16 protein-coding genes and 1 pseudogene are annotated in these 20,213 nt (G+C 70.0%); 8 read left to right on the top strand and 9 right to left on the bottom strand.

The features are described from left to right. Nucleotides 1-14 precede the first annotated feature (14 nt). From D7V77_RS19775 to purF, 5 genes are all read right to left on the bottom strand, one after another. Nucleotides 15-1,208 carry an efflux RND transporter periplasmic adaptor subunit gene (locus D7V77_RS19775; RefSeq protein ID WP_120577848.1) on the bottom strand — a complete coding sequence of 398 codons (1,194 nt, stop codon included), beginning with the start codon at nucleotides 1,206-1,208 and terminating at the stop codon, nucleotides 15-17. A gap of 131 nt (nucleotides 1,209-1,339) precedes the next feature. Then, the gene (locus D7V77_RS19770) at nucleotides 1,340-2,665 is read right to left on the bottom strand and encodes a TolC family protein (RefSeq protein WP_120577847.1); all 1,326 of its coding nucleotides are present in this window, start codon (nucleotides 2,663-2,665) and stop codon (nucleotides 1,340-1,342) included. A 157-nt stretch (nucleotides 2,666-2,822) separates the two neighbouring features. Next, nucleotides 2,823-4,190, bottom strand: coding sequence for a sigma-54 dependent transcriptional regulator (locus tag D7V77_RS19765; protein WP_120577846.1), 1,368 nt, complete (start codon nucleotides 4,188-4,190; stop codon nucleotides 2,823-2,825). Continuing rightward, nucleotides 4,187-5,821 carry a sensor histidine kinase gene (locus D7V77_RS19760; RefSeq protein ID WP_211486912.1) on the bottom strand — a complete coding sequence of 545 codons (1,635 nt, stop codon included), beginning with the start codon at nucleotides 5,819-5,821 and terminating at the stop codon, nucleotides 4,187-4,189. Before D7V77_RS19760 ends, D7V77_RS19765 begins: the two co-directional genes overlap by 4 nt. A 1-nt stretch (nucleotide 5,822) precedes the next feature. Further along, nucleotides 5,823-7,205, bottom strand: a complete 1,383-nt coding sequence (gene purF, locus D7V77_RS19755; RefSeq protein WP_233597116.1) for an amidophosphoribosyltransferase — start codon at nucleotides 7,203-7,205, stop codon at nucleotides 5,823-5,825. A gap of 166 nt (nucleotides 7,206-7,371) precedes the next feature. Here purF and D7V77_RS19750 point away from each other — a divergent pair, with 166 nt between their 5' ends. After that, nucleotides 7,372-8,688: a neutral/alkaline non-lysosomal ceramidase N-terminal domain-containing protein gene (locus D7V77_RS19750; RefSeq protein ID WP_120577843.1), complete on the top strand. Its 1,317-nt coding sequence runs from the start codon at nucleotides 7,372-7,374 to the stop codon at nucleotides 8,686-8,688. A gap of 129 nt (nucleotides 8,689-8,817) precedes the next feature. Next, on the top strand, nucleotides 8,818-9,675 hold the full coding sequence (locus D7V77_RS19745) for a neutral zinc metallopeptidase (protein ID WP_120577842.1): 858 nt from the start codon (nucleotides 8,818-8,820) through the stop codon (nucleotides 9,673-9,675). Between the two features lie 14 nt (nucleotides 9,676-9,689). Here D7V77_RS19745 and D7V77_RS19740 read toward each other — a convergent pair whose 3' ends face one another. After that, nucleotides 9,690-10,139 carry a hypothetical protein gene (locus tag D7V77_RS19740; protein ID WP_126934126.1) on the bottom strand — a complete coding sequence of 150 codons (450 nt, stop codon included), beginning with the start codon at nucleotides 10,137-10,139 and terminating at the stop codon, nucleotides 9,690-9,692. A gap of 352 nt (nucleotides 10,140-10,491) precedes the next feature. Between D7V77_RS19740 and D7V77_RS19735 the strand changes: the two genes are divergently transcribed. Further along, a complete protein-coding gene (locus tag D7V77_RS19735) occupies nucleotides 10,492-12,039 on the top strand; it encodes a parallel beta-helix domain-containing protein (RefSeq protein ID WP_120577840.1) in 1,548 nt (515 codons plus the stop codon). A 39-nt stretch (nucleotides 12,040-12,078) separates the two neighbouring features. Further along, a complete protein-coding gene (locus D7V77_RS19730; protein ID WP_233597115.1) occupies nucleotides 12,079-13,299 on the top strand; it encodes an SO2930 family diheme c-type cytochrome in 1,221 nt (406 codons plus the stop codon). A 17-nt stretch (nucleotides 13,300-13,316) separates the two neighbouring features. Here the strand turns inward: D7V77_RS19730 and D7V77_RS19725 are convergent, their stop codons facing one another. Then, entirely contained in the window at nucleotides 13,317-14,594 is a 1,278-nt protein-coding gene (locus D7V77_RS19725) for a dicarboxylate/amino acid:cation symporter (RefSeq protein ID WP_120577838.1), read from the bottom strand. 162 nt (nucleotides 14,595-14,756) lie between these two features. Between D7V77_RS19725 and D7V77_RS19720 the strand changes: the two genes are divergently transcribed. Then, nucleotides 14,757-14,948 (top strand): hypothetical protein, encoded by a 192-nt coding sequence (locus D7V77_RS19720; RefSeq protein ID WP_120577837.1) that lies wholly within the window; start codon nucleotides 14,757-14,759, stop codon nucleotides 14,946-14,948. 23 nt (nucleotides 14,949-14,971) lie between these two features. Continuing rightward, nucleotides 14,972-15,685, top strand: a complete 714-nt coding sequence (locus D7V77_RS19715; RefSeq protein WP_120577836.1) for a S8/S53 family peptidase — start codon at nucleotides 14,972-14,974, stop codon at nucleotides 15,683-15,685. Between the two features lie 18 nt (nucleotides 15,686-15,703). Here D7V77_RS19715 and D7V77_RS19710 read toward each other — a convergent pair whose 3' ends face one another. Beyond that, nucleotides 15,704-17,818 carry a catalase gene (locus tag D7V77_RS19710; RefSeq protein WP_120577835.1) on the bottom strand — a complete coding sequence of 705 codons (2,115 nt, stop codon included), beginning with the start codon at nucleotides 17,816-17,818 and terminating at the stop codon, nucleotides 15,704-15,706. Between the two features lie 141 nt (nucleotides 17,819-17,959). Further along, nucleotides 17,960-18,982 (bottom strand): NADP-dependent oxidoreductase, encoded by a 1,023-nt coding sequence (locus D7V77_RS19705; RefSeq protein WP_120577834.1) that lies wholly within the window; start codon nucleotides 18,980-18,982, stop codon nucleotides 17,960-17,962. A 197-nt stretch (nucleotides 18,983-19,179) separates the two neighbouring features. On the opposite strand from D7V77_RS19705, the gene D7V77_RS19700 reads away from it, so the two are divergent. Together D7V77_RS19700 and D7V77_RS19695 are read left to right on the top strand one after the other, a co-directional pair. Next, on the top strand, nucleotides 19,180-19,737 hold the full coding sequence (locus D7V77_RS19700; RefSeq protein WP_120577857.1) for a Uma2 family endonuclease: 558 nt from the start codon (nucleotides 19,180-19,182) through the stop codon (nucleotides 19,735-19,737). A gap of 96 nt (nucleotides 19,738-19,833) precedes the next feature. Next, nucleotides 19,834-20,213: pseudogene (locus D7V77_RS19695) on the top strand (metallophosphoesterase); the annotation flags it as partial.

Below are 20,213 nucleotides of genomic sequence, written 5' to 3'. Positions count from 1 at the left end.
CCGTCGTGGGGACTTCAGTCCGCCAGTTCGATCTGGTTCTCCAGCAGCAGCGCGCCCCGGGCGACGAACCGGTCTCCGGAGGCGAGGCCTCCGCGCAGCTCCACCTCTCCGTCGCGGCGGCGGCCCGGCGTCACGGCGACCCGCTCCAGGCGGTTCGAGTCACGGGCGACGAAGACCACCGAGCGCGCTCCGTCCGTCACCACCGCGCTGTCAGGGACCCGCACGCGCTTGACGCCTTCGGGCGGCGTGGGCGTCACCTCCACGAAGGCGTTGGGGCGGAAGCGGCGGTCGTTGTTGGGGACTCGCACGCGCACCTCCACGGTGCGGCGCAGCGGATCCACCACCTCGGCGACGCGGTCCACCTTGCCGGCACGGACGATGCCGTCTCGCGTGGTGACCGTGACGTCCTGGCCGGGGGACATGTCCATCGCGTCCGCCTCCTGGAGGTCCGCGACGACCATGACTTGATCCAGGTCCGACAGGCGCACGAGCGGCTTGTCGCGGTCCGGCGTCACCTCCTGGCTGGCGGCCATGTCCAGGTCCACCACCGTGCCGGAGCGCGGCGCCGTCACCCAGAAGAGGTTCTCGCCTCGCGAGGACACGCGGAGGCTGCCTTGCTTCGCCTTCGCGGCCTCCAGGGAGAGTTCGGCCTGACGCAGCTCCGTCTGCGCGGCGAGGAGCTCCTTCTCCGGGGCGGCTCGCAGGGCCACCAGCTCCTTGAGGCGGTCCGCGTTGCGGCGCTTCTCCGCGAGCTCGGCTTCCGCGCCGCGCTGTTCGCGTACGAGCTCCGCGAAGGCTCCAGAGCGCACGCTGAAGAGGTCGTCACCCTGCTTCACGCGGTCTCCGGGACGCACGCGGACTTCCTCCACTCGGCCCGCGAGCGGCGCTCCCACGGAGGCGGTGCGTGCCTCGTCGAACTGCACTCGTGCGGGTGAGGGGAGTGGGGTGAGGGCGCTGCCCTCGGTGGCTACGGCCAGCTGCACGTAGTGCCACTGCGGTGCGCCGTCCGGCAGGTGCACCGTTTCGCCCTTCACGGTGGGGCCGCTGATGGCGGTCTCGCTCTCCGCGATGGAGTCGGTGGGGGCCAGCACGTAGAGCAGCACACCGGTGCCCAGCAGGCCCGCTCCCGCGAAGGCCATCCAGACCGTGGTTCGGCGGGATGGAGTGGTGCTGGACGTCGGAGCAGCGGCGGTGTCGGGGGTGTTCATGCGGGGGCTTTCTGGAAAGCGGGAGGGATCGCGTGGGGCTCACGCGGAATGGGACGGCTCGTCAGGGCGGGCAGGGCGGTGTTCGTGCTTCGAGGAGCGGAGGCAGGAGCGGGGGAATGCGCCTGCCGTCATCAGGAGCGGGGGTTGGTCATCGCGTCCGGTGCGCGCGGACCGGCGGCGCTGGTCCGGGCGATGGCGATGGTGAGTCGGTAGGCGGTCTGATCCAGGTCGGCCGCGTGCAGCACCAGCTCGCCGTAGGTCCGGCGCGCGAGGAGCAGGTCCTGCAGCGCCGCGCCTCCTGCCTTCACCGCCGCGTCCAGGCGCTGCACCACGCCTTCGGCCAGCGGCAGCGTTTGCGTGTGGAGCTTCTGCCTGCGCTCCTGCACCGCTCGCAGTTGCTGGTTCAGGACGTCCGTCTCCCGCGAGGCCTGGGCCGTGAGCAGCTCTCGCGCGGTCCTCGCGGACTGGGCGCTCGCGCTGGCGGCGTGCGCGTCCGCCTGTCCGTGGTCGAAGAGGGGGAGCGGAATCGACAGGCCCACGAAGAGGGAGTTCTTCTGGTTGCCGGAGATCATGAACTGGTCTCGCGTGTAGCCAGCTCGCACCGTCGGATCCGGAATCCAGCGGCGCTGCGCCAACGTCAGCGAGGACCGTGCGGAGTCCTCCTGCGCGCTCAGGGCTCGCAGGTCCGGTCTTGCTTCGATGGCGGCGGGGGCGGGCGCCTTGTCGAGCCTCGCCTGGAGGAAGGACATCGCCCGCTCGTGGTTTCCGAACGGCTCACACGGAATGCCCGCGAGCTGCGCGCAGGCGAGCAGCGCGTCCGTGAGCTTCACCCGCTCCTCTCCCAGCGACGTCTCCAACGACTGCGCCTCCAACGTGGAGCGGTCCACGTCCAGACCCGCGGCGTCGCCGTGCTGCTGCCTGGCGCGTTGCAGGTCCGTGAGCTTCAGCGCGTCGTCGGTGAGCTTCGTCAGCTCCGCGATGCGCACCTCCAGGGTGGCCACGTCCGCTGCTCGCTCCAGGACGTCGTACGTGCGAGCCCTCAGCGCGGCGTGCACGTCCAACGTGGTGGCGGACAGCGCCGCCTTCGCCGCGTCCTGACGCGGGCCCCGCTTGCCCAGCTCCACCAGCTCCGACAGGCCCACGACGTAGTTGGGCACGTCGTCCAGGCGGCGCAGGCCCGGCGGGTTCGTGGCGCCGATGGGGATGGTGTTCATCGACACGTCCAGCTCCGGATTGGGCAGCAGGTGCGTGCGCTGGTGATCCGCTCGCGACGCCGCGAGGCGGGCGCGGTCGTCCGCGAAGTCGGCGGAGTGCTCCCAGAGGAGCTCCGCCAGACCGTCGTCGTCCGGCAGGGTGGAGAGCAGCAGCGTGGAGGAGGACGTGGGGCGCTGCTCGGCACCGGCGGTGAGACCGAGCAGGGTGCCCAGGGCGATGAGTGCGGGGAGGGAACGGCGCAAGCGGCAGGCTCCGGTGAGAATCCGGAGGAGCCCCATCGCAAGCCGTGTGCCCGGCCTGGCCCCAGCAAATCCGCGCGGATGCAACGCCGCGCGACTTCAAAATCCTTTCAGCGCCCGCGACTTCAAAATCCTTTCATCGCGGGCACTGCAAATCGCTTCAGGTGTCACCCAGACGCTTGAGGAAGGTCGGATAGGACAGCCCGAGCGCCTTCGCCGCCTCCATGCGCCGGCCGCCCAGCCGCTCCAGCACCCAGCGCACGTACGCCTGCTCCAGGTCCTCCATGGGCACGGGCTCCGTCACGCTGAAGGCTCCCGGCGCCACCGCGGCGGGTGCCTCCACCTTCACCGCGGCGCTCACGGAGGGCGTGCCGCCAAGCACCTCCAGCTCCAGCTCCGGTCCGGACTCCAGCACCAGCGCCCGCTCCAGGATGTTGCGCAGCTCGCGCACGTTGCCCGGGAACGCATACGCCGCGAGCCTCGCGCGGGCCTTCACGCCCAGGCTCACGTCGCGCCGGCCCAGCTCGCGGCCCAGGTCCGCGAGCATCCCTTCCGCCAGCGGGAGGATGTCCTCGCGCCGCTTTCGCAGCGGCGGGATATCGATGCGGAACACGCCCAGGCGGAACCAGAGGTCCTCTCGGAAGTTGCCGCCCGACATCTGCTTGGGCAGGTCCCGGTTGGTGGCGGCCACGATGCGCGCGGTGCTCGTCTGCTCCGTCGTACCACCCAGCCGGCGGAACCTCCCCGAGTCCAGGAACGTGAGCAGCTTCGCCTGGAGCGGCAGCGGCAGTTCGCCCACTTCATCCAGGAAGAGCACGCCGCCGTGGGCCACCTCCACCAGGCCGCGCCTCGCGGTGCGCGCGTCCGTGAAGGCGCCCTTCTCGTGGCCGAACAGCTCGCTCTCCACCGTCTGCTCGGGCAGTGCCGCGCAGTTGATGTGCACAAAGGGCGCGCCCCCGTCCTTCGACGCGAGCGCATGCAGGTGCCTCGCGAGCTGCTCCTTGCCCACGCCCGTCTCGCCCAGCAGCAGCACCGGGCTTCGCGGCGACGCGGCGATGCGCTCCAGCATCGCGAACACCCGCTGCATGGCGGCGGACGTGGGGGGCACCAGCCGGCGGCGGCCGGACAGCTCCGCCTCCGCCGTCTCCAACCGGTCCCTCAAACGGCTCGCGTCCACGGCCCGGCGCGCTCGCAGCACCAGGTCGGCCAGCTCCACGGGCTTGGCCAGGTAGTCCGCCGCGCCCGCTCGCACCGCGTCCACCGCGCTGGCGATGTCTCCGTGCGCCGTCACCATCACCACCGCCACGCCGGGCGCGTGCGCCTTCAGCTCAGGCAGGAACGTGAGCCCGTCTCCATCCGGCAGGCGGCGATCCAACACCAACAGCACGGGCGTGGTCTTCGCCAACGACGCGCGGGCCTCGTGCAGCGAGTGCGCCACCGTGAGGCTGAAGCCCTCGCGCTGAAGCGCCACCGCCGCGATGGAGGAGAAGGCTCGGTCGTCATCCACCAAGAGGACGGGGAGGCTCATGGCCGGGGCACTCGGGGAAGGTGGAGGAGGAAGCGGCTGCCGTCGGGAAGGCGCTCGAAGGTGAGCTGTCCGCCCTGATGCTCCAGCGCCTGTCGCGTCATGGCCAGCCCCAGGCCGATGCCCTTGGGCTTGGAGGTGTGGAAGGGCTCGAAGAGGTGCTCCTGCACGCCCGGCGGTGGCCCGCCCCCGTTGTCCTCCACCGTCACCACCGCCGCGTCCGCGTCCAGGTGGGCGCGCACGCGCACCTGGGGCTCTGTCACCTTGCCCAGGTCCTTGGCCGCCACCGTGGCCTCCATCGCGTTGCGCACCAGGTTGTCCAGCGCGGTGGTGAGCAGCAACGGGTCGCACGACAGGGGCGCCGCGTCCGGGGGCACGTCCACGTCCACTCGCACTTCCCCCGCCTCCGGCAGCGAGCGCAGGCCCTCCACCACGTCACGCACCAACTGGGACAGGTTCACGTCCACGCGGCGCACGACGGGCGGCTTGCCGAAGTTGAGCAGCGACGTGGCCAGGTGCGCCAGCCGGTCAATCTGCCCGTGCAGCGTGCGCACCACGAGCCCGCCCTCACCTTCCGTAGAGACGAGGCCGGTGGCGGCCTTGAGGCCGTTGAGGGAGTTCTTCACCTCGTGCGCGATGAGGCTGGCGGCGCTGCCCAGCGCGGCCATCTTCTCCTGCTGCGCGGAGCGTGTCTCCACCTCGCGGAACAGGCCGTAGACGCGGCGCCAGTGGACGGTGAAGAGCACCAGCGTGCCTACCTGGAGCAGCGCCAGCACCAGCAGCTGCACGAGGAAGCGGTCGCGCAGGCCGGACAGGAGCGCGGTCTCGTCCGCGGCGAGCACCAGGTGCAGCCCCGTGCCGGGCACGGGCGTGGCGGTGAGGAAGGTCTCCGGCATCGCGTCTAGCGACGGGGGCCGGACGCCCTCGCGGATGAAGTCGCGCAGCTCTCCGGACGCGCGTGACACGTTGGCCCACGAGGGCGGCGCGCTCGGCAGGAAGAGGTCTCCCGAGGCGTTGAGGACGAGCAGCTCCAGGTCGTTGCTCAGGGGCCGCCCGCCCGGCAGCGCCGTCCCCGTGTCCAGCAGGCCCGCGAGCACCGCGGTCGTCTGTCCCGCGCGCACCACCGGCACCGCGACGACGAAGAGGGACGCGCCCGGCGCGATGGCGTCCACCACCGACGTCTGGCGCGCGAGCACCTGCTGGAACCAGGGACGCGTGGCGAAGCCGTCCTGGGCTTGCGCCTCGTCGAGCGGCGGGTCGCTCCAGCGCAGCTTGCCCTGCGCGTCCAGCACCATCACGCCCGCGTGGAAGAGGCCGGCGCGGGGCGTGGTGAGGTCCTGGAGGTCTTCCGTGGGCAGCTCGCGCTTCACGTCCGGGCCCACGCCCTCGGACACGCGCAGGAGCTCCGTCTGGAGCAGCTTCAGGTGCAGGCCCAGCGCCTCCGCGTAGACGCGGGCCTCGCGCGTCATGCGGGACTGGAACTCCGCACGGGCCACGGCCACGTCACCGCGGTAGGAGAGCAGCGGTCCCGCGACGGCGACCGCGCCCAACAACACCAGGCCCGCGACGACGGAGCGGACGAACTGCCGCTCCGCCTGGGCGAGCCCGGGCCGGCCCGAAGGCGCGGCTGACATCTCAGGCGCTGAGCTTGGTGGCACCCGCGCTCTGGGACAGCTTGTCGGTGAGGTACTGCCCGGAGAAGCACGCGGTGCAGTAGGTGCTCCGCTTCGGGTCGTCCACCGCGGTGCCCAGGCCCTCCAGCGATAGGTAGCCCAGGGAGTCCGCCGTCACGTACTTCGCGATTTCCTCCGTGGTGTGGCTGGCCGCGATGAGCTCCGTGCGGCTGGGCGTGTCGATGCCGTAGTAGCAGGGCCACTGCGTGGGCGGCGACGAGATGCGCAGGTGCACCTCCACTGCGCCCGCGGCCTTGAGCATCTTCACGATCTTGCGGCTGGTGGTGCCGCGCACGATGGAGTCGTCCACCACCACCACGCGCTTGCCCTTGAGCACCTGGCGCACGGCGGACAGCTTCAGCTTCACGCCGAAGTGGCGGATGGACTGCTGCGGCTCGATGAAGGTGCGGCCCACGTAGTGGCTGCGGATGAGGCCCACGTCGTAGGGGATGCCGCTCGCCTGCGAGAAGCCGATGGCCGCGGGCACGCCGGAGTCCGGCACCGCGATGACCAGGTCCGCCTCCGCGGGCTGCTCGCGCGCCAGCTGCACGCCCAGGCGCTTGCGGACTTCATAGACGCTGCTGCCGAAGAGCACCGAGTCCGGCTTGGCGAAGTAGACGTGCTCGAAGATGCAGCGGCCCAGCCGGGGCGCGGGCTTGAACGGCATGCTGGAGCGCAGCACGCCGTTCTCGATGACGACCAGCTCGCCCGGCTCCAGCTCGCGGACGATCTCCGCTTCGATGAGATCCAACGCCGTCGTCTCGCTGGCGAGCACGTAGGCGCCTTCCTTCATCTTGCCCAGCACCAGCGGCCGGAAGCCGTAGGGGTCGCGCACCGCGATGAGCTTGTCCTCGGTGAGGAGCAGGATGCTGTACGCGCCCTCCACCCGGCGCAGCGCCTCCACGAGGCGGGCCTCGAAGGTGGGCTGCTTGGAGCGGGCGAGGAGGTGCATCACCACCTCCGTGTCCGCGTCCGACTGGAAGAGCGCGCCCTCCGACTCCAGCTCCGCCTTGAGCTCCACCGCGTTCACGAGGTTGCCGTTGTGCGCGATGGAGAACTGGCCGCCCGCGTAGTTCACGAACAGGGGCTGGGCGTTCTTGATGCCACTGCCACCCGCCGTGCTGTAGCGCACGTGGCCGATGGCCGCCTTGCCGGGGAGCCCTTCAATCACCGGCGCGGTGAAGATGTCGGCGACCAGGCCCATCTGCCGGTGCGCGCGCAGGACGTGCCCGTCGGACGCGACGATTCCGGCGGACTCCTGTCCGCGGTGCTGCAGGGCGTGCAACCCCAGGTACGTCAGGTTGGACGCCTCTCCGTGACCCACGATTCCGAAGATGCCGCACATGGCGCGCTGCCTTACCCCTTTCGACCGCGAAGCGGAACAGGAACGCACGCCTTGAAGGTGGGTATTCCACCATCAGCCGACGTCGGCCCTTGTAGGCCAGGCAAGGCACCGTTGCCCGAAAGGTAGGAGCCGCCTGGAAGCGCCGAGGGGTTACGCTGCCTCCGGCATGTCCTCTTCCCGGCGCTCCTTCCTCCGCCCCTTGCTGCCCTTCGCCTTGCTAACGGCCGGGGCCGCCTACGCGCTCGCCTCCTGGAACTGGTGTGGGAGGTGGGAGGAGCGCACGCCCGAGGTGCTGTCACAGGTGCGTGGCGAAGGTCCTCTGCGCGCGGGCGCGGCGAAGGTGGCCCTCTCCCCGCCCTATCCGGTGGTGGTGGCGGGCTACGTCCCACCCCGGCCCGAGGCGAGCCAGGCCGAGCTCCCCCTCCATGCGAGGGCCCTGGTGCTGGAGGCCGGTGGCGCGCGCGTGGGCGTGGTGTCGCTGGAGCTGCTCCTGGTGACGCCGGAAATCACGGCGCGGGTGCGCGAGCGCGCGGCGAAGGCCGGGGTGAAGGAGGTGTTGGTGGTGGCCACGCACACGCACTCCTCGTTTGGAGGCTACGACGCGCGGTGGGCGGCCCAGCTCTCCGGCACGGGGCGCTACCGGGAGGCGTCCGCGAACGCGGTGGTGGAAGGCGCGAGCGAGGCGCTGGAGAAGGCCGCGGCTTCCATGAAGGACGTGACATTGGAGGTGGGCGGCGCGGCGGACGCGGAGCTCGTCTATTCCCGCTCCGGTGGGGATGTCCCGGACGGCCAGCTCACGCGAGCCGTGTTGCGCGGAGCGGAGGGGCCCGTGGCGGAGGTGCTGGTGTTCGCCGGGCACGCCACGCTCTTGGGCCGGCAGCGGACACTGTTGGATCCAGACTTCCCGGGCCGGCTGAGCGCGCTGCGCGAGGAGGCGGGCAGTGGCGTCACGCTGTTCGTGCAGGGCAGCGAGGGCAATGCGACCGTGGCCTTCAACGAGGGCCAGGGCCCCGAGCGCGCCCTGGGCTTCGCTCGCAAGCTGTCGGCGCTGGCGGACGGCGCTGCCCCGGCGTCCGTGACGGAGCCGGTGCGGCTGGCGTTCGCGCGAGTCCAGACGGCGCTGCCCCGGCCGGACTCTTCGCGGCTGGTGCCCGCCTTCACCCGCGCGGCGGGGGACAACTTCCTGTGCGCTTCGTCACCGCGCGAGGCGGAGGTGGATGCGCTGGCGCTGGGGCCCCTGGAGCTGCTGTCCATCCCGGGAGAGCCCACCGTGGGCGCGGGCCGCGCGCTGGCGGACCTCACCGGGGCGACGCACGTGCTGGGGCTCGCCAACGGCTACGTGGGCTACCTGGACACGCCTGAGAAGGTGCGCGAAGGGCAGGGCGAATCCCGGCGCCAGTACTTTGGTCCCACCTTGATGGAGCGCCTGGGCACCGCCGCGCGCGTGGCCTCTGGGGCGGTCGGCTTCTCTCCCATCAAGTAGGGGCTCGTCCGCCCGCCTGCCCTGCGGACCTCCTGGCATCTGGCTGCTCCGGGCCCGCACCGTCGCTGACGGAGGGCCCGCTGCCTACCTTGGTCCTCGAAAGCGTCTTCACGCGACAGGGGGAACAGGATGAGGTGGGAAGGCGGACGTCGCAGCTCGAACATCGAGGACCGGCGGGGTGGTGGCTTCGGACGCCCGCTCGCGGTGGGCGGTGGCGCCGCGTCACTGGTGGTGGCCCTGTTGGTGATGCTGCTGGGCGGCGACCCGTCCGACGTGCAGATTGGCACGCGCACCTCCCCGTATTCGCAACCGGGCACGGGCGGCTCCGGGAACGTGGATCCGCAGCAGGAGAAGCTGAAGGACTTCGCCTCCGTCGTGCTCGCGGACACCGAGGACACCTGGCCCGGCCTGCTGGAGCCCCAGGGCGTGCGCTACGTGCAGCCGCGGCTGGTGCTCTTCTCGGACGCGGTGCAGTCCGCGTGCGGCATGCAGGAGAGCGCGGTGGGGCCCTTCTATTGTCCGGGCGACCAGAAGGTGTACCTGGACCTGAGCTTCTTCGACGAGCTGGAGAGCCGCTTCGGCGCGCCGGGTGACTTCGGCCGCGCGTACGTCATCGCGCACGAGGTGGGGCACCACGTGCAGAACCTGCTGGGCGTCTCCCGCAAGGTGCAGTCCCTGCGCAACCGCACGAGCGAGGAGCAGGCCAACCAGCTCTCCGTGCTGACGGAACTCCAGGCGGACTGCTTCGCCGGCATCTGGGCCCACCACGCGCAGAAGGAGCGGAACATCTTGGAGCAGGGGGACGTGGAGGAGGGCCTGGGCGCCGCCAGCGCCGTGGGCGACGACACCCTCCAGAAGCGCGCCCGGGGCTACGTCGTCCCCGAGTCCTTCACCCATGGCTCCGCCGCGCAGCGCATGACCTGGTTCAAGCGCGGCCTGGAGCAGGGGACGCTGGAGGCGTGCGACACCTTCAACGCCCGGCGGTAGGTGGCGCGAAGGGCTCAGCGCACCCGCGTGGCGCCCGGCCCATGCATCGGCGGGCGCTGCTGCTGCGTGCCGATGAGCGGCTGCTGGAGCTGGTACGTCCCATTCAGCGGCTGCTGGAGCTGGTACGTCCCGTTGAGCGGTTGCTGGAGTTGATACGTGCCGATGAGCGGTTGCTGGAGTTGGTACGTGCCAACGAGCGGCTGCTGCAGTTGGTACGAGCCGGCCATCGGCTGCTCGAGTTGATACGAGCCGGCGAGGGGCTGCTGGAACCCGCTCTCCGCGGGCGGCTGATACCAGTAATTGTTCCAGAAGGTGCCGTCGCCGGAATCGCTTGTCAGTGATTGCCGGTCATCCAGGTTCTGCGAGTCATTGCCTCCCGGGGCAGTCATCGCTTCGTCCTGCTGCGCCAGGGCCGGACCTGACGCGAGCGCCACCACCAGGGTCACCAGGGTTCCAGTGCGCATGGGCGTCCTCGTTCTTTCCGTCGCGGGAGAGGGGAACCGCGCCGCGACCTCCTTCTCAAGATGACCGCGCGGGTCGGCTGCGGGGAGCGCGGTGTCCTCGCCCACGGGCCTGACCGCGCGCCTGTCATGGGGCCGTGCGTCATTCGCATTCCGGACACATTGCGGACGATAGGCTTACCGCGTGCGCGTGCTTTTTTGAGCGTGACTGAAGGGGCGCCGCGTCAAAACACAAACGTGAAACTTGTGCTTGTCGCCAGTGTGTCTTTGCTCCGAGCATGCCGCCTTCCCGCTGCTTCGCGGGCCGCGGGCGCTTCCCCGTGGCCCATGCGGAGCGGCCTCGCGGAGGAACGACATGCCCCGTTTGCAGTGGACCCGCGCTACGCGCGCGACCGTTCTGGCCCTGGTGGGGGCCCTCTCGTTGACCGCCTGCTCGGATGACGACGACAAGACGCCGGATTCGGGCGTGAAAGTGGACGCGGGTACGAACACGGACGCGGGCACGAACACGGACGCCGGCAGCGACGCGGGAAGCGTGGACACGGGCATCCCCTGGGACGGCGGCAGCGCGGGGACCTTCTCCTGCGAGGGCAAGGCCCAGGCGACGCTGAACTTCGCACCGGGCCAGGAGGAGGCGCTCCAGGACCAGGTGAACACCATGGCCGAGTGCACCACCATCAATCTGGCGGCGGGCACGTACACCTTCGACAACGCCATCACCATCCGCCAGAACGGCATCACGCTGGTGGGTGCGGGCAAGGGCACGAAGGGCGAGGGCACCGGCGGGGCGAGCAGCACGGTGCTGGTGTTCACCAACGCCGCGGCGAACTCCAACGGCCTGGACGTGGTGGGCAATCTCTTCACGGTGAGCGACCTGGCGGTGTGGAACGCGAAGAAGGACGCCATCCGCGTGGAGTCCTCCATCGACGTCATCATGCGCCGCGTGCGCACGGAGTGGGCGGAGGCCGACAAGGAGAGCAACGGCAAGTACGGCCTGTACCCGGTGAAGTCCAAGTACGTCCTCATCGATGAATGCGAGGCGTACAACGCCGCGGACGCGGGCATCTACGTGGGCCAGACGGAATACGCCGTCGTGCGCAACAGCGTGGCGAAGCAGAACGTGGCGGGCATCGAGATCGAGAACACGAAGTACGCCTACGTGCTGGGCAACACGGCCCAGGACAACACCACGGGCCTGGTGGTGTTCGACCTGCCGGGCAACCCCATCATGGGGACGGACATCCGGGTGAAGAACAACATCATCACCGGCAACAACCGGCACAACTTCGCCTCCGTCGCGGCCAGCAGCAGCACGGTGTCGCAGGTGCCGGCGGGCACGGGCACGTTCATGCTGGCGTCGCGCCGCGTGGAGCTGACGGGCAACACCTGGGGCAACAACAACACGGTGGACGTGGCGGTGCTGAGCGGCCTCACCATCGAGGACGACGTCGCGCTGTGGGAAGCGGGCGGCTTCAACTTCGCGAGCTCGGACGTCTACATCCACGGCAACACCTTCCAGGGTGGCAGCGGCGACAACGTGGACAACGGCAACCTGAGCCCGCAGCTGCGGCCCCTGGGCGCGGCCCTGGCGGCGCTCTACACCTACGGCGAGACGCAGGGCGCGAAGGGCGTGGAGCACCTGGTGTGGGACGGCGTGGACCCCTACGGCCATGCCCGCACGGAGCTGAACCCCATCAACATCTGCTTCGCCGACAACACGCTGCCCTCGGGCACCGTCAACGCCATCGCGGACCTGGACCTGGTGGCGGCGGGTGCGGCCGCGGCCACGGGCAACTTCGCGGGCGGGTGGGCCCTCACGCGGCACTACCCGGCCACGAAGGCGGAGTTCAACTGCTCGGGCTTCAGCCCCGCGCTGACGATTGGCGACTTCATCAAGCCGTAACCGAGGTCAGGGAGCGTGACACCCATGTGGACGTCGTTCGTGAGCCCTCGTCTCTCCGTGGTGCTGCTGGCGTTGACGCTGGCGGCCTGCGGTTCCTCCGACCCGGAAGGCCCCGGGCCCACACCCGACTCGGGGACCGTGGATGCCGGAACGGGGGACGCGGGGGTTCCGGACGCGGGTGAACCTGACGCGGGGATGGATGCCGGAACGCTCGATGCGGGCGTTCCGGACGCGGGGCCCGTGGACGCGGGGCCGCCGCTGGCCATCCCCAGCGTGCTGTCGGGCTTCGGGCTGTTCACCGGAAGCCCGGCGGACGGGGGGCTCATCCCGGTGGAGGGCAACGTGCCCTACACCCTGTCCACCCCGCTGTTCTCCGACTACGCGGTCAAGTCACGCACCCTCTACATCCCCCCCGGCAAGACGGCGCACTACGCGCCTGTGGACGCGCTGGACCTGCCGGTGGGGACGCTCATCACGAAGACGTTCGCCTTCCCGGCGGACTTGCGGAAACCGGACCAGGACGTGCGGGTCATCGAGACGCGCGTCCTGGTGCGCCAGCCCTCCGGCTGGGAGGCGTGGCCGTACGTCTGGAACGCGGAGCAGACGGAGGCCACGATGGTCCCCGGCGGCCGCGTGCGCGACGTGACGTTCATCGACCTGGAGGGGGAGACCCGGTCGTTCCGGTACTCGGTGCCACAGAAGAACCAGTGCCAGCAGTGCCACCACCTGGTGGATGAGAAGGGCGACCAGGTGATGCACCCCATTGGTGTGAAGGCGCGCTACCTGCACCGCACGAACACCTACGGAGGCGTGGAGCGCGACCAGCTGGAGTACCTGGCGTCGCTGGGCAAGCTGGACGGGCTGCCCGCCCAGGCGGAGCTGCCGAAGGCGCCGGACGCGTTCGACCCGCAGTCGGCGAACCTGGACACGCGGGCGCGCACGTACCTGGACATCAACTGCGCGCATTGCCACAACCCGAACGGGACGGCGGGCATCACCAGCCAGCTGTTCCTCAACTTCGACAACACCAGCCTGTTCTCACTGGGCGAGTGCAAGCGCCCGGGCTCAGCGGGCGCGGGCGTGGGCGGCGAGTTCGACATCGTCCCCGGCAACCACGCGGAGTCCATCCTCTGGTACCGGCTGCACACTGAGGAGTCCGGCAAGATGATGCCGCAGATTGGCCGCACGATTCACCACGCGGAGGGCGCGCAGCTCGTCGCGGATTGGATCGACTCGATGCCGCCGAAGACCTGCAAGTGACGACCTGCAAGTAGCGCTCAGGCGGCCGGCGACGGGGGCTCCTCCAGCCCCACGTTGCTGGACGCGCGGTTGTAGACGGCCAGGTCCAGGAGGCCCTCCTCGCGGGCCACCAGGACGGGCACCAGCATCTGGCCGGTGACGTTGGTGAGGGTGCGCATCATGTCCAGCACCCGGTCGATGGCCAGCAGGTAGCCCAGCCCCTCCAGGGGCAACCCCGCGGAGCTGAGGACGACGGTGGTCATCACCACCGCCGTACCGGGCACGCCGGCGGTGCCGAAGCTGCCCAGCACGGACGCCAGCAGGATGATGAAGAGCTGGGGCGCGGACAGCGTCAGGCCGAAGTATTGGGCGATGAAGAGCGACGTCATCGCCGGATAGATGGCGCCGCAGCCGTCCATCTTGATGGATGCTCCCAGGGGCACCGCGAACGCCGCGTAGTCCCGGTCGACGCCCAGGTTGTGGGTGACGCTGCGCAGGGCCACCGGCATGGACGCGAAGCTGGAGGAGCTGACGAACGCCACCTGCATGCCCGGCGCGGCGCCCCGGAAGAAGCGCAGCGGGTTGAGCCCGTGCGCCGCGAGCAGCCCGCCGTACACGAAGACGACGTGCACCGCGCACGCGAGGTACAGCGTGAGGACGAAGGTGCCCAGGGGCAGCAGGCGCTCGAAGCCGTAGGTGCCCACCAGCGCGGCGATGAGGCCGAAGGTGCCCAGCGGCGTCAGCTCCAGCACGAAGCGGGTGACCTGAATCATCGCGTCGCTGGCCTCGCCCACGAGCTGCCGCAGACGCGCGGTGCGGTCTCCCAGCTTCACCAGCGCGAAGCCCAGCAGGCCCGCGAAGAAGATGACCTGGAGCATCTTGCCCTCCGCCAGCGCGGCGAAGGGGTTGGTGGGCACCACGTCCAGCAGGACCTGTACCGGGCCGGGCACCTGGCGCGGCTTGAAGTCGCTGGCCACCTGGAGCGTGCCCACGCCCAGGCCCGGCTTCGTGAGGGCCGCGGTGCCCAGGCCCACGCCCACGGCGAGCGCGGCGGTGACGGCGAACCAGAGGAAGGTGCGGCCGCCCAGCGCCGCCACGCTCTTCTGGCCGCGCAGCGCGGACACCGCGTGGATGACGGCGAAGAACACCAGCGGTGTAGCGATCATCCGGATCAGCTGGACGTAGAGTGTGCCCAGCGGCTGGAGCCACGTGCCGGCGCGGTCGCCCAGCGCCCATCCGGCGAGCGCTCCCAGCACGAAGGCGCCCAGCACTCGCTGCCAGAAGGGAATGCGGAACCAGCGGGCCCAGAGCTTCATCGCGAGACACCTCTCACACCGGTGGACCGGCAGACCCTAACCCCCTCGCGAGTCCGGCGCCGCGTTCCCCTGCGAGGGACGCCCCACATCATTGCGACCCGCTCACTGGCCCCCTAGGCTCCTTCCCGCTTTTCCCCCCAATTCAACGCCGGGAGTGTTGCCATGAAGTTCACGAGCAAGGACGTGTCGAAGCTGCTGGAGGAAGTCAGCGGGTCCGAGGACCTGATGGGCCACGCCTGCGCGACGTCGTACCTCAACGGCCAGCACTACACCTGGAGCGGTACCCAGTGGGTGGGCACCTACTTCCCGGTGCTCAAGTACCCGGTGGGCGAGGACTCGAGCAGCTCCTGCTAGGCGTGTCGCAAGGCCCTGCCCCCATGAAGGTCGCCATCGTGGACAGTGGAGTGTCGGCAGGCTTCCTTCGCGGGGCGGGGCTGTCGCTCGCCGGAGCCGCGAGCTTCACGGTGGACCGGGAGGCGCGGCGCCTGGAGTCCCGTGTCCACTCGCGTGAGGAGCTGGCGGCCTGGCGCGGCGGCGACTCCGTGTTGGAGGACCTGGAGGACGCGCACGGCCACGGCACCGCGGTGCTGAGCATCCTGATGGAGCAGGGCCGTCCCGGTGCCGACGTGGAGTGGTACGTCGCGCGCGTGCTGGATGGGCGGATGCGCGGCGATTCGCTGGGCCTGCTGGAAGCGCTGGAGTGGCTCACGCAGGACGTGCGGCCGGACCTCATCAACCTGAGCCTGGGCACCGTGGGCCGCGCCTTCGAGGCGCCCCTCACCGCGCTGCTGGACCGCGCGGTGGAGCAGGGCAGCCTGGTGCTCTGCTCCGCGGGTCCTGTATCGGGTCTGCCGTCCGGGTTGCCGTCGGTGGTGACGGTGGCGGACGCGGCCATGGCCCACGCGCTGAGGAAGGGAGACATCGTGGACCACGTCGAGGACGCGGCCACGGTGCGGCTGTACGCGGACGGCGCCTGGTGCGAGCGCCCCATCACGAGCAGCTATGCCTGTGCCCTCGCGGCGGCGCGGGTGCTGCGCGAGGGCTGTCCTGCCGGGTGGCGGCGCGTCACCGCGTCACAGCGGACGCGGTGACCTTCGCCTCAGTGGACCTCAGGCCGGGACGCGGTCGTTGTCCTTGCGGTCCCAGTGCCGGTGCTTCGCGAGCGCCTTCGCGAACGCGGTGGCCAGCGCCGCGCCGGCCCCTGCCTTGGAGCCCGCGACGACGCCGGGCGCGGCCGGGTCGATTTCACAGGCCTTGAGCAGCTCCTCCGCGTCCTTGGACGCGCCCACCGTCTTGCAGTGCAGGTAGGCCTCCTGCACGAAGTGGCGCGACTCGCCGTCCTTCTTCAACGTGGCCACGCTCGCGGCGCCGCCGGGGATGAAGACGCCGTCGTACTCCACGGAGGCGGTGGTCATGGCGCTCTTGTCCACCGGCACGTCCTTGCCGTTGGAGGCCTTCACCGTGCCCAGGCGCTTGGCGATGACCTTCAGCTGGGCACCTTGGGACTCCAACTCCTTGCGCAGGGCCATCAGTTCGTCCGCGTCCACGCCGTCCGCGACGAGCACGCCAATCTTCCGCGTCTTGATGGACGGCGGCGTGGCCAGCTTCATGGCCTCCATGCTCAGGGCCTTGGACGCGGGAGGGCCCTTGGGCGTGACGGGCGTGGCCTTGGGCGCGGGCAGGCCCAGTCCTTCCGCCACGGCCGACACCAGGAGGGCGTCGATCTTCGCGAAGTGCTCCAGCACGCGCTCCTGGATGGCCTTCGTCTCGACTTTGCCCAGCTCGAAGCGGCACGCGTCGATGAGGTGCTGCTGCTCCGGTTCGGACAGGCTGCGGAAGAAGAGGGCCGCCTGGCTGTAGTGGTCGTTGAAGGAGGCGGCGCGCTCGCGCACCTTCTTCCCGCTCACCTGCTCCGGGTGGTGCACGTAGCCGCCCTGCTGCTGGGCCGCGAGGAACGGGCAGCCACCGCCCAGCGAGTTGGGGAAGTAGTTGGCGCGGCCCACGTTGCTCGTGTGCCGGCCGAAGCCGTCCTGCTGGTGGTTGTGCACCGGCGCCACCGGGCGGTTGATGGGGATCTCCGCGAAGTTCGGCCCGCCCAGGCGCGTCAGCTGCGTGTCGAGGTACGAGAAGAGCCGCGCCTGCATCAGCGGATCATCCGTGAAGTCGATGCCCGGCACGATGTTGGCCACGCAGAAGGCGACCTGCTCCGTCTCCGCGAAGAAGTTGGTCGGGTTGCGGTTGAGCGTGAGCTTGCCCACGGGCTGCACCGGCGCCACCTCCTCCGGGATGAGCTTCGTCGCGTCCAGCAGGTCCACGCCCAGCGCCTGCGCGTCCTTCTCCTCCAGGATTTGAACGCCCAGCTCGTACTCGGGGAAGTCGCCCTGCTCGATGGCCTCGAAGAGGTCGCGGCGGTGGAAGTCCGGGTCCTTGCCGCCGAGCTTCTGCGCTTCATCCCAGACGAGCGAGTGCGTGCCCAGCAGCGGCTTCCAGTGGAACTTCACGAAGCGCGCGGTGTTCTTTTCGTCGATGAAGCGGAAGGTGTGGACGCCGAAGCCCTGCATCATCCGGAAGCTGCGCGGGATGGCGCGGTCGGACATGATCCACATGATCATGTGCATCGTTTCCGGGACGAGCGACACGAAGTCCCAGAAGGAGTCATGCGCCGTCTGCGCCTGGGGAATCTCGTGGTGGGGTTCCGGCTTGGCGGCGTGGATGATGTCCGGGAACTTGATGCCGTCCTGGATGAAGAAGACGGGGATGTTGTTGCCCACCAGGTCCCAGTTGCCCTCTTCCGTGTAGAACTTCACCGCGAAGCCGCGCACGTCACGCGCGGTGTCCGCGGAGCCGCGCGAGCCCGCGACGGTGGAGAAGCGCACGAACACGGGCGTCTTCTTGGACGGGTCCTGGAGGAACTTCGCGCGGGTGTACTTCGCCTGGGATTCGTAGACCTGGAAGTAGCCGTGGGCGCCCGCGCCGCGCGCGTGGACGACGCGCTCGGGGATCCGCTCGTGGTCGAAGCGGGTCATCTTCTCGCGGAAGTGGAAGTCCTCCAGGAGCGTGGGTCCGCGCGCGCCAATCTTGAGCGAGTCGTCGGTGTGCTCGACGCGGATGCCCTGGTCCGTGGTGAGGAAGTTGCCCGTGGGCTCCGCGCGGTCCTTCGCGAGCTGCTGGTCCTTGCTCTTCTCGTCGACGCGAACCGCGTCCGGATGCTTCTGTGAGGTCACCGCACTGCCTCCTGCGAAAGGGCGTGCAGGGTGCCGGACGCGGCGGAGGCCGCACGTCTTGTGTCCCGCGTCTGAGAGGTGCAGGACGCAAGACGGCGGCTGTGTCCGGTGGCGTTCGTTCGCGACGTTGGCCAGCGAGCGTCAGGCGTCCTTCGCCAGGCGCACCAGCATCTTGCCGGTGTTGTCGCCGCGCAGCAGGCCGATGAAGGCGTCGGGGGCCTTGTCCAGGCCGTCCACGATGGTGGAGACGTCCTGGACCTTGCCCTCGCGCAGCCACTGACCCACGTCGCGCAGGAAGTCCGCCCGGCGGTCCGCGTGGTCCATGACGATGTAGCCCTGGAGGGTGAGGCGCTTGCCCACGGCGAGTCCCAGGTTGCGCGGACCGGGCGTGGGGGCGGTGGCGTTGTAAACAGAGATGGCGCCGCACAGGACGATGCGGCCGTGGTTCTTCATCAGGCCGATGGCGGCCTCCAGGTGGTCGCCGCCCACGTTGTCGAAGTAGACGTCGATGCCGTCCGGGCAGGCCTTGGCCAGGGACTCGGCGATGGGCGCGGACTTGTAGTTGATGGCGGCGTCGAACTTCAGGTCATCGCGGAGGTGCTTCACCTTCGCGTCCGAGCCGACGCTGCCCACCACGCGGCAGCCTTTGATGCGGGCAATCTGGCCCACGACGCCGCCCACGGCGCCTGCGGCGGCGGACACGAAGACGGTGTCGCCGGCCTTCGGCTTGCCGATGTCGAGCAGGCCCACGTACGCGGTCATGCCCGGCATGCCGAGCACCCCGAGGTACGCGGAGAGCGGGCCCACGGACGGGTCGGCCTTCTGGTAGTGCTTCGCGGGAGCGACGGCGTATTCGCGCCAGCCGCCGGTGCCGGCGACGACGAAGTCGCCTTCCTTGAAGTCAGGCGAGCGCGAGCGGATCACCTGGCCCACGCTGCCGCCGTCCATGACTTCGCCCAGCTTGAAGGGCGGGACGTAGGACTTCGCGTCGTTCATGCGGCCGCGCATGTACGGATCCACGGACATGAAGTGGTTGCGCACGAGGACCTGGCCCTCGGCGGGTTCCGGGACGGTGACCGTGGCGAACTCGAAGTTGTCCGGCGTGGGCTCACCGTGCGGGCGGGACTTCAGGCGGATTTCACGTCCCTGGAGCGGCGTGGCCATGAGGGGGCCTTTCGTGAAGATGGAAGGAAGCGCGGGCCTCTTAACCACCGCGTGGAGGCGCGGCAGGGAATTGGACGGGGAATCCGTGGGAGATGTGTAGGGTAGGGCGCCGGACGTGTGCCCTGTCATGTCGGACGGGCGTGCTACCTCTCCCCGTCATGGATAGAGTGATGGGCGGCGAGGACTGGAGGGAATCCATGGGAAAGAAACCCGCGACCTATGCGGACCTGGAGGCGCTCCCGGAGGGGGTCGTGGGGGAGATTGTCGCGGGGGAGTTGTATGCGAGCCCCCGGCCTGCGGCTCCCCATCTCATCGTGGCGTCGCACCTGGGCGCGGAACTCACGGGTCCCTTCGACCGGGGGCGCGGCGGGCCCGGTGGATGGCTCATCCTGGATGAGCCCGAGCTCCACTTTGGAACGGATGTCCTGATTCCGGACATCGCGGGCTGGCGGCGCGAGCGGCTGCCAGAAACGCCTCGGGGGGCTGCCTCCCGCCTCGCGCCGGATTGGGTCTGCGAAGTGCTGTCGCCGTCCACCCGGAAGCTGGACCGCCAGGCAAAACTGCCAGTGTATGCACGCGAAGGCGTGCGCCATGTCTGGTTCCTGGATCCGGTGCCCCGCACGTTGGAGGTGCTCCGGTTGGAGGCGGAAGGCTACAGGCAGGTGGGCTTCCATTCCGGAAGTGCAACCGTCCACGTCGAGCCCTTCGAGGTTCTGGCGCTGGAGCTCTTTTTCCTGTGGGACGAGCACAGCTGACGGAGTCGTCCGCTTCCGGGCAGCGACTCACGGCGGGCGGCCGGCCGAGCACGGATTCAGGTGCGCCCGGGCACGAGGCGCGGGAGGCTTGTGCCCATGCCGCTGTCTCCGTTCTCACTCCTCATCGCGCTGGGTGCCGCGCTCGGGCACCTGTACCTGTTCCGGCGGCTTGTGTGGAACCTCACGTCCCGCCGTGGGCCCCGGCTCGTTGCCGCGCTCGTGCTGGGCATCATGACGCTCGTGCTGATTGCGCGGCGGTATCTGCAACGCACGCTTCCGGAGGCTCCTGGCGACGTCGTGGAGCTGGTGTCCTATTCGTGGATGGGCGTGGCGCTGTGTCTGGTGCTTGCTCTCGCGGGCGTCGACCTGGGACGGGCCGTGCTCGCTCTGGGGCGCCGGCTTCGTCCTGCTCCCGCCGCTCCCTCCGTGGATGCCGAACGGCGGCGCTTCCTGTCGCAGGCGACCGCGGGTGGGGC

The sequence above is a fragment of the Corallococcus sp. CA041A genome, assembly GCF_003612075.1.
Taxonomy (GTDB): domain Bacteria; phylum Myxococcota; class Myxococcia; order Myxococcales; family Myxococcaceae; genus Corallococcus; species Corallococcus exiguus.
Note: the sequence above shows the minus strand (reverse complement) of the source record. Positions and strands in the feature narration are given on the sequence as shown.

What these genes read in the sequence shown, in the direction of transcription:
- D7V77_RS19700 (WP_120577857.1), top strand. Translation starts at nt 19,180, where the DNA reads ATGGGAAAGAAACCCGCGACCTATGCGGACCTGGAGGCGCTCCCGGAG.
- purF (WP_233597116.1), bottom strand. Translation starts at nt 7,205, where the DNA reads ATGTGCGGCATCTTCGGAATCGTGGGTCACGGAGAGGCGTCCAACCTG.
- D7V77_RS19750 (WP_120577843.1), top strand. Translation starts at nt 7,372, where the DNA reads ATGTCCTCTTCCCGGCGCTCCTTCCTCCGCCCCTTGCTGCCCTTCGCC.
- D7V77_RS19735 (WP_120577840.1), top strand. Translation starts at nt 10,492, where the DNA reads ATGCCCCGTTTGCAGTGGACCCGCGCTACGCGCGCGACCGTTCTGGCC.
- D7V77_RS19760 (WP_211486912.1), bottom strand. Translation starts at nt 5,821, where the DNA reads ATGTCAGCCGCGCCTTCGGGCCGGCCCGGGCTCGCCCAGGCGGAGCGG.
- D7V77_RS19745 (WP_120577842.1), top strand. Translation starts at nt 8,818, where the DNA reads ATGAGGTGGGAAGGCGGACGTCGCAGCTCGAACATCGAGGACCGGCGG.
- D7V77_RS19705 (WP_120577834.1), bottom strand. Translation starts at nt 18,982, where the DNA reads ATGGCCACGCCGCTCCAGGGACGTGAAATCCGCCTGAAGTCCCGCCCG.
- D7V77_RS19725 (WP_120577838.1), bottom strand. Translation starts at nt 14,594, where the DNA reads ATGAAGCTCTGGGCCCGCTGGTTCCGCATTCCCTTCTGGCAGCGAGTG.
- D7V77_RS19720 (WP_120577837.1), top strand. Translation starts at nt 14,757, where the DNA reads ATGAAGTTCACGAGCAAGGACGTGTCGAAGCTGCTGGAGGAAGTCAGC.
- D7V77_RS19775 (WP_120577848.1), bottom strand. Translation starts at nt 1,208, where the DNA reads ATGAACACCCCCGACACCGCCGCTGCTCCGACGTCCAGCACCACTCCA.
- D7V77_RS19740 (WP_126934126.1), bottom strand. Translation starts at nt 10,139, where the DNA reads ATGCGCACTGGAACCCTGGTGACCCTGGTGGTGGCGCTCGCGTCAGGT.
- D7V77_RS19715 (WP_120577836.1), top strand. Translation starts at nt 14,972, where the DNA reads ATGAAGGTCGCCATCGTGGACAGTGGAGTGTCGGCAGGCTTCCTTCGC.
- D7V77_RS19765 (WP_120577846.1), bottom strand. Translation starts at nt 4,190, where the DNA reads ATGAGCCTCCCCGTCCTCTTGGTGGATGACGACCGAGCCTTCTCCTCC.